Genomic DNA, 14,692 nt, shown 5'->3' on the forward strand with positions numbered 1-14,692 from the left:
TATGTTTTTTATTTATCTTCAAAATTATGCCTATGTTAAGGTTATAAGCATCCCTACAACTAGGTATTTTTCTTTTAAAGATAAATAAAAACTACTACAAGGTGAATATTGTCAATAAGATACCAAACAAAATGGCGGCAAACTTTTGGATATTGAACTTATGGTTTTCTGAACTTTCAAATAATATAATAGTTGAAATGTGAAGAAAAATACCAATAGTAAATGCAGTAATTTCTGCATGAAACTTTTGAATAAACGCAAAGTTTTCAGATACCAAAATACCTAAAGGGCTCATCAAAGAGAAGAATATTAAAAAAAATGCAATCATTTTTTTAGAATATTTCACCTTTATTAAAAAGGTGGTAAGAATAATTGCAATAGGAATTTTGTGAATAAAAATAGCCCATAACAAATTGTGCTGATGATCGCTATGTTCATGAATGGGTAAACCTTCAGTAAACGCATGAATACTTAAACTAACAAATAATAGCCAAGGAAAGTGGTTTTTATCTGAATGTAAATGTACATGTCCATGTTCCGCCCCTTTTGAAAAAGATTCTAAAATGGATTGAATTAAGATTCCAACTAGAATTAAAATACCAACGGTTTTTGGAGAAGAAGTTTCAGTGTATACTTCAGGAAGTAAATGTAATACAGTAACAGATAATAAATAAGAACCACTAAAAGCCAATAAAAGGCTAATAAAGTTATTCTTCGGTTTGATAAACAAAACGATCAGTGCACCAAGTAAAACTGATATTATTAATAATATAGAACTCATTCAGCTATTAAGATTAATCTATCCGAATTAGATTTGTCAAATGTGTTAAGGGAATAATCTCCAAATATATGTTTAATTTTTAAACCTGCGGTTTCAAAATAATGCTGCATTTTTTCAAGAGACAATACTTTCACTTGTTCGGTATAAGAGTGATGTTCATTGTCAGCTTCGAAAGCTATGTATTTTAGGATATATCCATCTTTTATTTCCTTTTTTATTTTAAAAGTTATTCCATCAATAACCTTTTCTTCATATGGAATTATCGTGTTTTTAACTTTTTCAACATTCAAAAAATCTAATACAAGTTTACCATCTTCTTTTAACCCGTTTTTAAAGTTATTTAAAACCAAAATATCATCACTATCATCTTCAAAATAACCAAAACTTGTAAACAAATTGAAGATAACATCATACTTGTTTTCAATTGGTTTTCGCATATCCCAAACTTCAAACTTTAGCGTGTCGTTTTCAAATTGTTTTGCATGTTCAATGCTATTGGAGCTTAAGTCTCCTCCTCTAACATTTAAGCCCAAAGAGTTTAAATACACAGAGTGCCTTCCTTTTCCGCAAGGAACATCCGCTACAAAACTATTTTTTTGAAGGTTTAAGAAAGTAGTAATATTTCTTATAAAAAACTGAGCATCAGAATCGTTTCTATGCTTATATAGTATATGATAGTAGGGGGTGTTAAACCACGAGGTAAACCAATCTTGTTTTGTATCCATAGTTAAAAGTGTCAGCAAAAATACGCAAAACTTACATTTTTGAATAACAGTTTGAAATAAAATCATTTTTCGACTTTAGTTGTGGAAAATTATTCAATTTCTGAAGTTTGAATAGTGATAATTCTATTTGTGCCATTATGTTATGGATTCCATACAAATTAATACTACTTTTGTTGTGAATTTATATATATACATGGAGAAAGATTTTAAAATGACAGCTATCACCATTGCTGGGTTAGAAGGAGTGTTAGCTGATGAATTACGTAAGTTAGGAGCAATGCAAGTAACTGAAGGAGTTAGAAATGTAAGCTTCCGAGGTGACAAAGGGTTCATGTATAAGGCAAATATTGCTTTGCGTACAGCGATTAGAATTTTAAAGCCTATTAAGCGTAGCAAAATTTTTGATGAAGAAGATTTATATGAAGCTATTCAGAGGGTAAAATGGGAGCGATATTTAGAAGTTGATGGTACATTTGCTATTGGTTCTGTTGTGAACTCAAGAAATTTTACTTCAAATTCTCATTATATCAGTCTAAAATCAAAAGACGCTATTGCTGATTATTTCATGCACAAATTTAAAAAGCGTCCAAATGTTGATTTAAAATACCCAGATTTAAAAATACATATTCACATTCATCATGAATGGTTGACGATTTCTTTAGATTCATCAGGAGAGTCTTTGCACAAAAGAGGATATAGAAGTGCTACCAATATTGCACCGATTAATGAGGTGTTAGCTGCAGGACTAGTTTTACTTTCTGGATATAGAGGAGAGGAAAATTTTATAGATCCGATGTGTGGTTCTGGAACTTTATTAATTGAAGCTGCAATGATAGCTAATGAAATTCCTGCTAATATAAACAGAAAGCATTTCGGATTTGAAAATTGGAATGACTATGACGAAGATTTATACTTTGTTATTCAGGATTCATTGCTCAAAAAAATCAGAAGTTCTCATTTTAAAATTATGGGATTTGATAAAGCACCTTCTGCAGTAAGGAAAGCTCAGCAAAATATTATAAATGCGAATTTAGATGAGTTTATAGGTGTGCATCATGTAAACTTTTTTAATTCGAAAAAAGAGGTTTTTGGAAAAACAACTATTTTATTTAATCCTCCTTATGGAGAACGTTTAAATATTGATGCGGCTGAGTTTTACAGGAAAATAGGAGATACTTTAAAACACAATTATTCAAACTCTACAGCTTGGTTAATAACTTCAGATATTAAGGCCTTAAAAAATGTAGGATTAAGAACATCAAAAAGAATCCCTTTGAAAAATGGAGATTTAGATTGTAGGTTCGTGAAATATGAGCTTTATGAAGGAAGTAAGAAGATAAAAAAAGATATTTCAGATATATAAAAAAAGAGCTCCACATGGAGCTCTTTTTTATTATTAAGTTATTCTATTCTTATTGTAATTCCGTCATAACAATATTGGCAATGTTAGCACCAATACTATTTGGATATACTTTCCAGTTTTTAGCTCCATTTGACAAAAAAATCACACTTATATTTTGTTTTAAACCTTTACCATAAAAATGTCTTATTGATGAAATTCCAGCTCCTCCATGTCCAACAGCATTAATATTTTCTCCAACTTCTGCAGCTTCCCACCCAAGACCAAAATAACCAGGTTTTCCGTTATTTAATAATACTGGTGTCCAAATTTTATCCAAAGTCTCTTTTGGGAGTATTTTCTCATTATAGAGATTTTGAAACCATTTGGTTAAATCATCTAAGTTAATGTTAATTCCAGCAGCGGCGTACATTGTGGGAGAGTAGCTTAGAGGAAACATTTCTAGTTTACCATTTACATTTCTATAGCTTTTAACCCTATTTTTTACCACTTTCTTAAAACCGCCATATTCCGCGGAATTTAACTTGAATTTCTCGAAATAACGCTTTTTCATGTGAGTTTCAAAGTCTTCTCCAGATAACTTTTCAATTACCAATCTAAGCAGAAAAAAGCCAGTGGCATTATATTTTGATTTTTTACCTGGTTCAAAATCAAACGGTTTGTCTTTCATAGCATTGATAACTTCATTGTCATCCCTAGGTGCTAAATAAACTTGATAGTCTATTTGATCTGGAATACCTGAAGTATGTGATAAAAGCTGCTTCAAAGGTAGTTTTAACCAAGAGCTAGGTAAATCATTTCTTTCGGGTAAAAAACTGCCTATAGTTTCATCAATACTTCTGTTTTTTTCTAATAAAAGTTTATGAAGTGCTGTTGAACTAAATAATTTTGAAATGGAAGCTACAGCAAAGAGCTTGTCATTGGTCATTGGAACCTTGTGCTCATAATTAGCATATCCCAGTTGTTTTTTATGAACAACTACACCATCAACTAAGATGGCGTAATTAAGACCTATAATTCCATTTGTGTCCATTATTTCTTTCACGTATTTGTCAGTTTTGTCAAAAACGGAATTAGAAATGGTTTGTGAAACGATAGATGCATTGTAAGACAATACAAAGGTTAAAATAAGAACCAGTGTTTTTTTCATTAAGTTAAATTTTGTAGTAGTTAGAGCTTTTTATTTTCTCTTTAAAAGGTATTTGTTGAAACTTCTTCCGTTGATTTTGGTGTACTTTGAATCGATATCGAAAGCGACCTCCATGTTTTCAATATCAAAATCACCCTTAACTTTAGTGTACTTTATATTTAAATCTTCTTTAAACTGAACATTATTAAATGATACACCTCTATTGAATTCAGTATACTTAAAGGTTGCTGTTTCATCGAAAACAGAGTTTTCAAAACTTACATGTTCCTTAAAATTAGCATATTTAAAGGTTGCAGGCTCATCAAAATAAACATTTTTAAAGTTAGAATGATTCTCGAAATTAGCATATTTAAATGTGGTATCATCATTAAATTTTGAAGAAGAAAAGTCAGCTAACCTTTCGAAATCAGAATATTTAAACATTGCTTTCTGCTCAAAAGAACACCCTTTAAAAATTACATCACTTTCAAAGTTGGCTACAAAGGTATAACCACTATCTTCATGAGGAATATAGGCTAATACATCATCTTTAAAAGTGCAGTTGACAAAAGAAATTTTACTCGTAATTTGTTTAGTTACTTCATTTGATCCACCATTGTTCCACCAACGTTTTCTTTTGGGTAATTTAGGAAGGGCTTCGTTCATATATGTGAAGTCCAAAATACCTTTAATAACAGCGTTAGAGTATTGAATGGTCTTTCCATTTTTAACATCTTGCATGATGTCATGAGCGTCAATTGTTTTTTGAGCTGTAACAATTGAAAAAGAAAACAGTAATGCGATTAGAATAACTATATTTTTCATAATGTAGGTTTAAATTATATTAGAAAGACAATACTGTTTTTGAATTGTGACAATTAATTTAATGAAAACAATATTTACTCACTATTGCCCCCATTTTAAAACATCCAAATACATAGTAATTTGAAGCTCTTCCACACCATCAGTATTGTTAATAGCATCTATTCTTTTAAGTAGAGCATTATTGTTTTTGCACATTAAGTTTAATTCAATATTAAATTTTCCAGAAGTAATGGCTAAAAAACTTATTTCAGGAAAATCTTTAATTGTATCGATGACAGAATTAATTTTTTTTGCAGGTTTAACCGCCAACATAACTCTAACATAAGCATTTAATCCAAGTTTTTGAGGTTCTGCTCTACCAATGATACGTAATATTTTTTCATCAATAATTCTGTTGTATCTATTTCTAATAGTACTAACGGCAACATCTAAATCTTCGGCAATTTCGGTAAATGACATCCGACCATCTGATTGCAAGTGTTTTATGATTTTATAGTCTAAGTCGTCAAGTTGTGTTTCTTCCATCGTTTTAATATTTCTACTTTTTTTCAAATATAGGTCATACATAATTAATGAGTTTGGTCTTAAAAAATCAACAATTATAAATTTTTTTATTTGTGTTGTTTTAAATGCAAAATATATTGTTTTAAGTCTTTAAAATGAAATTATTTTCATTTTTATTTCTATTAATGAAAAAATTTGCATAATATTGTATCGGAAATGCAAAATTTATTAATAATTAATTACAGATTATGAAAATTACTACATTGAAGAACTTATTAAAGCTAGTTATGATTGCTGGGATGATTTCTCTCAGTAATCATATCTATAGCCAAGATGACAAACAGGTAAAAAAAGAAGTTCAAGTACAAGAGCCGTATGAGGGGTTACAGTTAAAACTTAATGACAATTGGAAAATTAAATTTTCGGGACAAGTAAATGCATATTATGTTATTACGAATCAAAAAGAGGATGTTGTCAATGGAATAGAAGAAGAAACATTTCATTCATTACGAAATGGAATTAGCCAGGCTACTTTATCATTTATGCCTCAGTATACATTTGATGACGGAACTACAGTTGTAAGTACTTTTGGTTTGGCCTTTGGTTTATCAAATAGTGGAGTAGATGCCTCGTTGCCACAATCAAGAGGATTTGGTTTTGCTCCTGTTGAAATACGACAAGCATCCATAAGAATTAATACCCCGAAGCACGGTAGCTTCTTAATCGGTAGAGATTTTGGGATTTTTGGACTAGATGCTATTTATTATGACTTAAGTATTTTTGGAGTGGGAGCAAATTATTCTTTTGCGACACCTAGAAATACTACACTGGCAGGAGTTGGGTATGGATATATTTTCGTTGACAAAATATCACAACTAAATTATACAACTCCGTCTTTCTTTGGAAACACATCTACATTAACATTAGGAATGTACGATCCTTTCGCTTCCTTTGATATTTACGGAGCTTTCGGAACACCATTTGGTTTTACAAATAATCCTAAGAATGTTGGAGTACATGGGAAATATGCCTTCAATAAAGATTTTAAAAACACTAATGTTTATTTCAGTTCTGCTTTTATTTCTCAAGATATTGGAGATAATGGTACTGATTCTGACCTGTCTGGTTTTGGGGTTGATGCTTTCATGAAAATTAAGACTGGTGGATTAACCCTTTCAGGTTACTATTATTATGCTGATGGAATTGGTGATGCTGGTTTAATGTTTGGTCCTGCAATTCAGGTTGGAAGCAATATAGAAACTGTAAAAACTCAGGGATATTATGCACAAGCAACGTACAGTTTTAAAGATTCACCAATAGCTCTAGGAGTTAATTATGGTGCAAGTAAGGTAAAAGATCAAGTTGTAGGTAATAATTTGGAGTATAGCGAAAGCGCAGATAGACTTACGAATAGCTTATCATATTCCTTTAATTCCAACTTAATTCTTAAGTCAGAATTTACACTTCAAGGAAGGCATAAAGTCTTTGCACCAGAGGCCAATGTATTTTCATTAGGAGCAATCTTTCTTTTCTAACATTATAAGAGCGTTACGTTCTCAATTTTAAAATTAAGTTAAAACGGATGAAAACAATTACAGAAATAATAGCGCCTTTACCAGGAATATTTTATAAGAAACCCAGCCCTGAAAGTGATGATTTTAAAAAAGAGGGAGATGAAGTTAAGGTAGGAGATACATTGTTTTTAATAGAAGTAATGAAAACTTTTAACTCCATAGAATCTGAAATAGCTGGGAAGCTAGTAAAGTACACCGTTGAAAATGAGGAGCCGGTGAATGTTGGACAAGTAATAGCAATAATTGAATCTGAATCATGATTAAATCAATATTAATAGCAAATAGAGGGGAAATAGCTGTTAGAATTATTAAAGCATCTAAAAAACTAGGAATTAAAACGGTTCAGGTTTATAGTGAGGCAGATAAGGAGTCTTTAGCGGTAAAACTGGCTGACTCAAGCATAAATATTGGATCACCAATAGCTTCAAAATCGTATTTAAATATTGAAGTAATTGTAAACGCTGCTAAAGAGGTGAATGCAGATGCTATTCATCCAGGATACGGATTTTTATCAGAGAATGCAAAATTTGCAGAAGCAGTAGAACAAGCAGGTCTAATATTTATAGGACCGAATGCAAGTGTTATTAGTATGCTTGGTGATAAGGTGCAAGCAAGAATACTAGCAGATAAAGTAGGAGTGCCAACCGTTCCTGGAAGTAATGGAAGGTTAAAGGATATTTCGGAAGCGGTTCAAGTAGCTACAAAAATTGGTTTTCCAATTATGATAAAGGCCTTAGCAGGAGGCGGTGGAAAAGGAATCCGAATAGTGCATAACCGCGAGGCTCTTGCCGATACATTTCTTCAAGCTCAAAATGAAGCAAAATCTACTTTTGGAGATGGAGGATTGTATATGGAAAAATATATATCAAAAGCCAGACATATTGAAGTTCAAATTTTAGGAGATGGTGAAAACTTTATCCATTTTTTTGAAAGAGAATGTTCTATTCAAAGAAGAAGACAAAAGGTTTGGGAAGAAGCTCCTGCCGTAAATCTTGATGAGAAAGTTCGTGCTAAAATGTGTGAGAAAGCACTTGATTTAGTAAGGGAGGTTAAATATACTGGGGCGGCTACAGTTGAATATATTTATGATGATACTAGTGAAGAGTTTTACTTTATAGAAACCAATACTCGCATTCAAGTTGAACATCCTATAACCGAAATGATCACAGGTGTAGATCTTGTTGCGGAAATGATTAAAATAGCTTCTGGAATACCGCTTTCAATTAAACAAGAAGATGTGAAAATTAAGGGGCATGCTATTGAATGTAGGATAAATGCGGAAGATTCAGATAACAACTTTTTACCATCTCCAGGTAAAATTGAAAAACTAGGTATTCCTAACTCCAATGATGTGCGATTTGACACCTTTATTTACGAAGGTTATACCATACCTATGTTTTATGACTCCTTAATAGGTAAGTTAATTATTCATGGAGATACACGTGGAGAAACCATCTCAAAATTGAGAAATACTTTAGAAGATTTAAATATTGAGGGTATAAAAACTACGATTCCTTTACATATCAAGTTAACCCAAAATAATGATGTATTAAGTGGAGCTACAGATACACAATTCTTAGAAAAACTACTTAAGTAATTAATTCTATTTCAATAAACCTTGTAGCATCAAACTTTTGTTTTTGATGTTTCAGGTTAAGTGACAACTAACAAATAAAATATATACACATGAAATGAGCATTAATAAATTTAAGACATTTTTTTACAAAGGAGAATGTTTGAAATTTTTAATGCGAGAGCATAGCGATTATGTATGTTCTCAATTCTATAATTAGTTTAAAAATCATGTGATTATTAAAATTTAAACGTATGAAAAATATTAGTATGAAGTTCTATTTCTTATTCATTCTTACTATTGGATTGAATAGTTGTAAGAACAAAGAAAAAAATCAGGAAGCTACCATTACTCAGGAAGAACCATCACAATCGGAGACCTATGCAGCACAAGAAGTGACTCCTGCTTTTTCGAGTGACGGAACTGTTAAGGATATCGACTATGTAACCTTAGATAAAGCTTCAAAAAAGTACAAAATCAGTGTGTCTTTTCCGCATATGAAAGATGCTTATTGGTTGGGAGTAAATTATGGTATTATCGATCAGGCAAAAAAGCTAGGAGTGAAAATTAATTTAGTAGAAGCTGGTGGATACACGAATTTAAACAAACAAATTTCTCAATTAGAAGATTGTATTGCAAATAACGCTGATGCTTTAATTGTCGGAGCAATTTCGGGAGATGGATTAAATAATATCATAAAAGAAGCGGCAAATAAAAACATACCAGTTATTGATTTAGTGAACGGGGTTTCTTCAAAAGATATTAAAGCGAAATCTTTAGTGTCATTTTATACAATGGGATATGAAACCGGAGCTTACTTAGCAAAAAAACATCCTGCAGGAAGTGCAAAAGTAAAAGTAGGTTGGTTTCCAGGACCCGCTGGAGCAGGTTGGGTTGAAGCCGCTCATAAAGGATTTATGGAGGCAACTAAAAACTCTTCACTTGAAATTATAGAACCAAAGTTTGGAGATACAGGAAAAGAAGTTCAATTAAAACTTGTAGAAGATGTTTTACAAAGTAATCCTGAAGTTAAGTATCTGGCAGGAACGGCAGTTACAGCTGAAGCTGCTCAAGGGTTAATAAGAGAACGAAATTTAGTAGGTAAAGTGCAGTTGTTGTCGTTTTACATGACACCAGGAGTATATTCTGGAATTAAGAGAAACTTCATTATGGCGGCGCCTGCAGATGCAATGGTTTTACAAGGTCGATTTGCAGTTGATCAAGCAGTTCGAATATTGGAAGGAAAACCTTACTACAAGCATGTAGGACCAAAAATTCAGGTGATCGATAAAAACAATATTAATACGGTACCAAGGTCGGATATTTTACCTCCAACAATGCACGTACCTATTTTCAATGTAAACTAATACCATTTGTATTTTGAATTTACTGTAAAAGAAAATGATGATTTTTTTTCTTTATACAAATTATAAAAATCAAGCATAGCCATTGCTTATGGTTTCTTTTTCTAATGAAGTAGAAAGGGTAAAAGGGCGTTTTACTACGGTAAATTCAAGGTGTAGATGGTATAAAAATCTTTTGGATCAATTTTATGACTACAAAAACTATAAATACTGATTTTCTGGTGGAGATGAAGGGAATCTCTAAAAGCTTCTTTGGAACGCAAGCATTGAAAAATGTCGATTTCAAGTTGAAGAAAGGAGAAGTACATGTACTATTTGGAGAAAATGGAGCAGGAAAATCTACGCTAATGTCCATATTAGCAGGGGTAATTAAACCTACTAGAGGAGATATTTATGTGAATAATAAAAAAGTTCGTTTTAGCTCGGTTCAAGATTCTAAAAATAATGGTATAGGAACAGTATTTCAAGAATTCTCATTGGTGCCAACATTAACGGTTGCAGAGAATATTTTTTTAGGAAGTGAACCATCACAATCAATATTTCTCAATAAAAAACAAATAGTAAAAGAGTCTTTAAAATATTTCGAAGATTTAGAGTTTGAGATTGAAGTCCATAAGAAGGTGTCAGAATTATCTAGAGCAGAGCAGCAAATGGTTGAAATCGTTAAAGCTTTCAAAGAAAATGCGAAAGTTTTAATTCTAGATGAGCCAACAGCTTCTCTTACAGATAAAGAGGTAAGCAAGTTGTTTAGTTTTATCAATAAAGCACGAGAAAAGGGAGTTGGTATTGTTTATATATCCCATAGAATACAGGAATTTCGTGAAATAGCTGATAAAATAACAGTTTTAAGAGATGGTCAGCTTATCGACACCTTCTTTTTGGATAAAATTTCAGATAAAGAACTCGTGGAATGTATGGCGGGTAGAGCAATTGATAAAATTTACCCGAAAATAACAAAAAACAAGGAAGATAAAACAGCTTTATCACTCATTAATTTTCAGCCTAAAGGGTTAGATCCATTGAGCTTAGATGTAAAGTCGGGCGAAGTATTAGGTGTTGCAGGATTAGTTGGAAGTGGTAAGTCTAGGTTTTGGAGAAGTTTAATGGGGCTTGAACCTATAGTAGAGGGGGCAGCAATTCTTAATGGAAAGGATGTGTGTAAAAAATCTACAAAGAAAGTCATCCAAAACGGAATCTTTTACTTGACTTCTGATAGGAAAAAAGAAGGATTGCAGCTATTAGCGAATACAGAACTTAATATTAAAGCAAATGTCTTACTTAGAAAAGATGTTGTTTCAAAATATGGAGTGATTAGGAAAACAAAGCAATCAGAAATAGCTGAATCAGCATCGAACAAGTCAGATATAAATAAGAAGTATTATAACAAACTTGTATCAAGTCTTTCAGGGGGAAATCAACAGAAAATATTATTTGCAAAGGGCTTAGTATCTCAATTTGAGGTATACATTTTAGATGAGCCATCTGTCGGAGTTGATGTAGGTACGAGAGAGATTATTTACTTATTAATTAAAGAATTAGTGGAGGCAGGAAAAGCGGTAATAGTAATTTCATCTGATTTACCAGAAGTCATAAATCTATCACATAGAGTATTGGTTTTTTCGAAAGGAAAAGTTGTAAAAGAATTAAAAGACAAAGAAATAAACGAAAAGAACATTTTAAATAATTTTTTTTAATGAGGACTAAAATCATGTCAAAAGAGAATAATAGAAATATAGAAGGGGCGAATGTGCGATTTAGTCGAGACACAGTAAGGAGAATTTTTTTCAGAATTTTCAATACTTCAGGGGTGTTACCATTTTTCTTATTAATAGCAATTATTGTATTTACGCTATTTTCAAATAAGTTTTTAACACTTCAAAACTTAACAAATGTAGCGAGGCAATCAGTATATCTAACCTTGGTATCATTAGGACAAATGATTGTTTTAATTACAGGTGGTTTTGATTTATCTGTAGGAACTTCAATAGCAATTACTTCGGTAATGTCATCAACGGCAATGATATATGCCGCATCCATATTTCCAAATATGATTTGGGCAATAATATTGGTAGGAATTTTAGCTAGTATTCTTTCAGCCTTAATTATTGGGTTTTTAAATGGTGTAGGAGTTTCAAAATTTCAAGTATCTCCATTTATCATGACTTTAGGAGTACAGTCCATCGGTGCAGGTTTTGCTTTATTTATAACTGGAGGAGTTCCCGTAACAGGATTGATTCCTGAGTTTGGAAACATTTTTGGTTTTGGAAAACTATTTGGTGTTCCGGTACCAGTATTGTTCGCATTGCTAGCCATTATAATATTTTGGTTTGTTATGAATAGAACAAAACTTGGAACTTATATATATGCAGTTGGGGGAAATATTAAAGCAGCAAATCTATCGGGGATAAACACAAAGAAAATACTTCTACTATCATATGTGTTATGCGCATTGTTAGCGTCAATGGCTGGATTTTTACTGACAGCAAGAGTAGAGTCAGGAGAGACTAATTTAGGAGCAACAGTGGCGTTAGAGTCAATTGCGGCTTGCGTTATTGCAGGAGTGTCTTTACGAGGGGGAATAGGTAAAGTTGAAAATGTAGTATTAGGTGCCTTTTTCATCATTATGGTACAAAACGGAATGAACTTACTTCAAGTTGGATCGTATATGCAAATGATATTACTAGGAAGTTTACTCATTTTAGCAATCATATTTGATAGGTACAGGTTTAAATTCTCTTAAAGAATAAAATTATTATGACTAAAAATAAAGAATTACAAGTAAGAAAGGATAAGGTTATCGCAAAAGGACAAAAAAACTTATATCCTATTTATATAGAAAAAGCTTCCAACTCGGAATTATGGGATGTTGAAGGTAAAAGATATATTGATTTTGGTGCTGGGATCGCTGTTGTAAACACAGGACATAACCACCCAAAAGTTAATGAAGCAATGCATCAACAAATAGAAAGTTTTACGCATACATGCTTTATGATTAATCCTTACGAGTCCGGAGTTAAATTAGCAGAAAAATTGAGTGATTTAGCACCGATTAATGATGCAAAATCGGTGTTTTTATCAACTGGAGCAGAGGCCGTTGAAAATGCGATTAAAATATCAAAAGCTTATACAAAAAGAACAGGAATAATTTCTTTTAATGGTGGATTTCATGGAAGAACAAATATGTGTTTGGGATTAACGGGGAAAATAGCGCCTTATAAACGAGGATTTGGTCCATTTCCAATAAACATTTTTCATATTCCTTTTCCAATTGAATACTATGGAATTACCATAGAGGATTCTCTTAACGCTCTTAAAAATCTTTTTGCAAGTACAATTGATCCACAGGATATAGCGGCGATGATTATAGAACCTGTTCAAGGTGAAGGAGGATTTAATATTGCGCCAATTGCATTTTTAAAAGAGCTACGAAAAATATGTACAGAGCATGGTATTGTATTGATATGTGATGAAATTCAGACAGGATTTGCGAGAACAGGAACTGTTTTCGCCACTGAGAAATACAATATTGAGCCAGATTTGATCACAGTTGCAAAGGGCTTAGCGGGTGGTTTTCCATTGTCTGCTGTAATTGGTAAATCTGAAATAATGGACGCTTCTGGAAGTTTGGGAGGAACATTTGGAGGTTCTCCAATAGGTTGTTCAGCTGCACTAGCTGTTATTGAAACAATTCAGGAAGAAAAACTGTGCGAAAAAGCAAATAAGATTGGCGAGATTGTTTCAAATAGACTCTACAAATTAAAAAACAAATATCCTGAAACTATTGGAAATATAAGGCAGTTAGGGGCAATGATAGCAGTTGAATTTGTGAAGGAAGGAGATGCTCTTAAACCGAATGCTTCATTGGTAAAATCAATATTAAAAGAAGCTATTAAAAAAGGGCTAATTATGTTATCTTGTGGTATTAATGGTAACGCAATCAGGGTGTTAACTCCATTGACGATTCCAGAAGACCAATTGAATGAGGGGCTTGATATATTTGAAGAGATTATAAATAATTTACTTAAAAGTTAAATCAACATGAATAAAAAAATAGATATTAATTGTGATATGGGAGAAGCTTTTGGACAGTGGTTTGTATCTAATGTTGATGACCAAGACATTCTACCGTTTATAAGTTCAGCTAATGTAGCCACAGGTTTTCATGCCGGTGATCCTAATCATATGAATAGATTAGTACGATTGGCAAAAGAGAATAACGTACAAGTAGGCGCACATCCAGGATATAGAGATTTACAAGGATTTGGACGTAGAAAAATTAATGCTTCGGTAGATGAGTTAATAAATGATATGGTTTATCAAGTTGGAGCTTTGAAAGAGTTTTGCAATCTATACAACACGTCGTTAAATCATATTAAACCCCATGGAGCTTTGTACATGGAAATGGCTGTAAACAAAGAGTTAGCTGCAAAATTTATGGAGACACTACAAAATACGAATAGTGCAATTCCTATTTTTTGCATGGGGAATACCGAAACCTATTTTGCTGCAAAAGAAATAGGTCAACCGGTAGTGAGAGAATTTTATGCAGATAGAGACTATGGAGATAATGGATCCATTGTGTTTACAAGGCATGTAGATAAACTGGATGCTCAAAAAGTATTAGATAAAGTTTTAAGAGCTGTTCTTGAGAATAAAGTAGAAACAGTAACAGGAAATGTTATTGATATAGAATTTGAATCGATATGTTTTCATTCTGATACACCAGGAAGTTTAGAATTGGCTTCAGTTTTAAATTCTGGGTTGAAAGAAAATAATATCACAATAGGAGCGCATAATTATTAAGATCAAATGGAATTAGCTATAAAAATCAGTACATATTGTAAAGATTTGAGGTGA

The 14,692-nt window shown here is 32.1% G+C and carries 14 protein-coding genes; 9 read left to right on the forward strand and 5 right to left on the reverse strand.

What is annotated here, in order from left to right; all coding sequences use genetic code 11:
• Positions 1-94: 94 nt before the first annotated feature.
• Together ACKTTV_RS19330 and ACKTTV_RS19335 are read right to left on the reverse strand one after the other, a co-directional pair.
• Positions 95-781 carry a ZIP family metal transporter gene (locus ACKTTV_RS19330; protein WP_408032528.1) on the reverse strand — a complete coding sequence of 229 codons (687 nt, stop codon included), beginning with the start codon at positions 779-781 and terminating at the stop codon, positions 95-97.
• Positions 778-1,506 carry a class I SAM-dependent methyltransferase gene (locus tag ACKTTV_RS19335; RefSeq protein WP_408032529.1) on the reverse strand — a complete coding sequence of 243 codons (729 nt, stop codon included), beginning with the start codon at positions 1,504-1,506 and terminating at the stop codon, positions 778-780. Before ACKTTV_RS19335 ends, ACKTTV_RS19330 begins: the two co-directional genes overlap by 4 nt.
• Positions 1,507-1,699: 193 nt before the next feature.
• Between ACKTTV_RS19335 and ACKTTV_RS19340 the strand changes: the two genes are divergently transcribed.
• Positions 1,700-2,869: a THUMP domain-containing class I SAM-dependent RNA methyltransferase gene (locus tag ACKTTV_RS19340; RefSeq protein ID WP_408032585.1), complete on the forward strand. Its 1,170-nt coding sequence runs from the start codon at positions 1,700-1,702 to the stop codon at positions 2,867-2,869.
• Between the two features lie 49 nt (positions 2,870-2,918).
• Here the strand turns inward: ACKTTV_RS19340 and ACKTTV_RS19345 are convergent, their stop codons facing one another.
• The 3 genes from ACKTTV_RS19345 to ACKTTV_RS19355 all read right to left on the reverse strand — a co-directional run bounded on the left by ACKTTV_RS19345 (position 2,919) and on the right by ACKTTV_RS19355 (position 5,387).
• Positions 2,919-4,016, reverse strand: coding sequence for a serine hydrolase domain-containing protein (locus tag ACKTTV_RS19345; RefSeq protein WP_408032530.1), 1,098 nt, complete (start codon positions 4,014-4,016; stop codon positions 2,919-2,921).
• Positions 4,017-4,046: 30 nt separating this feature from the next.
• On the reverse strand, positions 4,047-4,820 hold the full coding sequence (locus ACKTTV_RS19350) for a pentapeptide repeat-containing protein (RefSeq protein WP_408032531.1): 774 nt from the start codon (positions 4,818-4,820) through the stop codon (positions 4,047-4,049).
• A gap of 81 nt (positions 4,821-4,901) precedes the next feature.
• Entirely contained in the window at positions 4,902-5,387 is a 486-nt protein-coding gene (locus ACKTTV_RS19355; RefSeq protein ID WP_408032532.1) for an Lrp/AsnC family transcriptional regulator, read from the reverse strand.
• A 185-nt stretch (positions 5,388-5,572) separates the two neighbouring features.
• Between ACKTTV_RS19355 and ACKTTV_RS19360 the strand changes: the two genes are divergently transcribed.
• The 8 genes from ACKTTV_RS19360 (at position 5,573) to ACKTTV_RS19395 (ending at position 14,638) form a co-directional block, all read left to right on the forward strand.
• Positions 5,573-6,859: a porin family protein gene (locus ACKTTV_RS19360; protein WP_408032533.1), complete on the forward strand. Its 1,287-nt coding sequence runs from the start codon at positions 5,573-5,575 to the stop codon at positions 6,857-6,859.
• Positions 6,860-6,906: 47 nt separating this feature from the next.
• Positions 6,907-7,158 carry an acetyl-CoA carboxylase gene (locus ACKTTV_RS19365; RefSeq protein ID WP_408032534.1) on the forward strand — a complete coding sequence of 84 codons (252 nt, stop codon included), beginning with the start codon at positions 6,907-6,909 and terminating at the stop codon, positions 7,156-7,158.
• Complete coding sequence (locus tag ACKTTV_RS19370; RefSeq protein WP_408032535.1) at positions 7,155-8,495, forward strand: acetyl-CoA carboxylase biotin carboxylase subunit; 1,341 nt, start codon at positions 7,155-7,157, stop codon at positions 8,493-8,495. Before ACKTTV_RS19365 ends, ACKTTV_RS19370 begins: the two co-directional genes overlap by 4 nt.
• 230 nt (positions 8,496-8,725) lie before the next feature.
• The gene (gene torT, locus ACKTTV_RS19375) at positions 8,726-9,838 is read left to right on the forward strand and encodes a TMAO reductase system periplasmic protein TorT (protein WP_408032536.1); all 1,113 of its coding nucleotides are present in this window, start codon (positions 8,726-8,728) and stop codon (positions 9,836-9,838) included.
• Between the two features lie 185 nt (positions 9,839-10,023).
• Positions 10,024-11,529, forward strand: a complete 1,506-nt coding sequence (locus ACKTTV_RS19380) for a sugar ABC transporter ATP-binding protein (protein WP_408032537.1) — start codon at positions 10,024-10,026, stop codon at positions 11,527-11,529.
• Positions 11,529-12,575 (forward strand): ABC transporter permease, encoded by a 1,047-nt coding sequence (locus ACKTTV_RS19385; RefSeq protein WP_408032538.1) that lies wholly within the window; start codon positions 11,529-11,531, stop codon positions 12,573-12,575. Before ACKTTV_RS19380 ends, ACKTTV_RS19385 begins: the two co-directional genes overlap by 1 nt.
• Positions 12,576-12,589: 14 nt before the next feature.
• The gene (gabT, locus tag ACKTTV_RS19390; RefSeq protein WP_408032539.1) at positions 12,590-13,867 is read left to right on the forward strand and encodes a 4-aminobutyrate--2-oxoglutarate transaminase; all 1,278 of its coding nucleotides are present in this window, start codon (positions 12,590-12,592) and stop codon (positions 13,865-13,867) included.
• A gap of 6 nt (positions 13,868-13,873) precedes the next feature.
• Positions 13,874-14,638 (forward strand): 5-oxoprolinase subunit PxpA, encoded by a 765-nt coding sequence (locus ACKTTV_RS19395; RefSeq protein ID WP_408032540.1) that lies wholly within the window; start codon positions 13,874-13,876, stop codon positions 14,636-14,638.
• Positions 14,639-14,692 lie beyond the last annotated feature (54 nt).

It is taken from the genome of Tenacibaculum xiamenense, assembly GCF_964513065.1.
Lineage (GTDB): Bacteria > Bacteroidota > Bacteroidia > Flavobacteriales > Flavobacteriaceae > Polaribacter > Polaribacter xiamenense.

Bases quoted from the DNA above. Each gene is read 5' to 3' on its own strand.
- ACKTTV_RS19330 (WP_408032528.1), bottom strand. From the start codon at position 781: ATGAGTTCTATATTATTAATAATATCAGTTTTACTTGGTGCACTGATC.
- ACKTTV_RS19335 (WP_408032529.1), bottom strand. From the start codon at position 1,506: ATGGATACAAAACAAGATTGGTTTACCTCGTGGTTTAACACCCCCTAC.
- ACKTTV_RS19340 (WP_408032585.1), top strand. From the start codon at position 1,700: ATGGAGAAAGATTTTAAAATGACAGCTATCACCATTGCTGGGTTAGAA.
- ACKTTV_RS19345 (WP_408032530.1), bottom strand. From the start codon at position 4,016: ATGAAAAAAACACTGGTTCTTATTTTAACCTTTGTATTGTCTTACAAT.
- ACKTTV_RS19350 (WP_408032531.1), bottom strand. From the start codon at position 4,820: ATGAAAAATATAGTTATTCTAATCGCATTACTGTTTTCTTTTTCAATT.
- ACKTTV_RS19355 (WP_408032532.1), bottom strand. From the start codon at position 5,387: ATGTATGACCTATATTTGAAAAAAAGTAGAAATATTAAAACGATGGAA.
- ACKTTV_RS19360 (WP_408032533.1), top strand. From the start codon at position 5,573: ATGAAAATTACTACATTGAAGAACTTATTAAAGCTAGTTATGATTGCT.
- ACKTTV_RS19365 (WP_408032534.1), top strand. From the start codon at position 6,907: ATGAAAACAATTACAGAAATAATAGCGCCTTTACCAGGAATATTTTAT.
- ACKTTV_RS19370 (WP_408032535.1), top strand. From the start codon at position 7,155: ATGATTAAATCAATATTAATAGCAAATAGAGGGGAAATAGCTGTTAGA.
- torT (WP_408032536.1), top strand. From the start codon at position 8,726: ATGAAAAATATTAGTATGAAGTTCTATTTCTTATTCATTCTTACTATT.
- ACKTTV_RS19380 (WP_408032537.1), top strand. From the start codon at position 10,024: ATGACTACAAAAACTATAAATACTGATTTTCTGGTGGAGATGAAGGGA.
- ACKTTV_RS19385 (WP_408032538.1), top strand. From the start codon at position 11,529: ATGAGGACTAAAATCATGTCAAAAGAGAATAATAGAAATATAGAAGGG.
- gabT (WP_408032539.1), top strand. From the start codon at position 12,590: ATGACTAAAAATAAAGAATTACAAGTAAGAAAGGATAAGGTTATCGCA.
- ACKTTV_RS19395 (WP_408032540.1), top strand. From the start codon at position 13,874: ATGAATAAAAAAATAGATATTAATTGTGATATGGGAGAAGCTTTTGGA.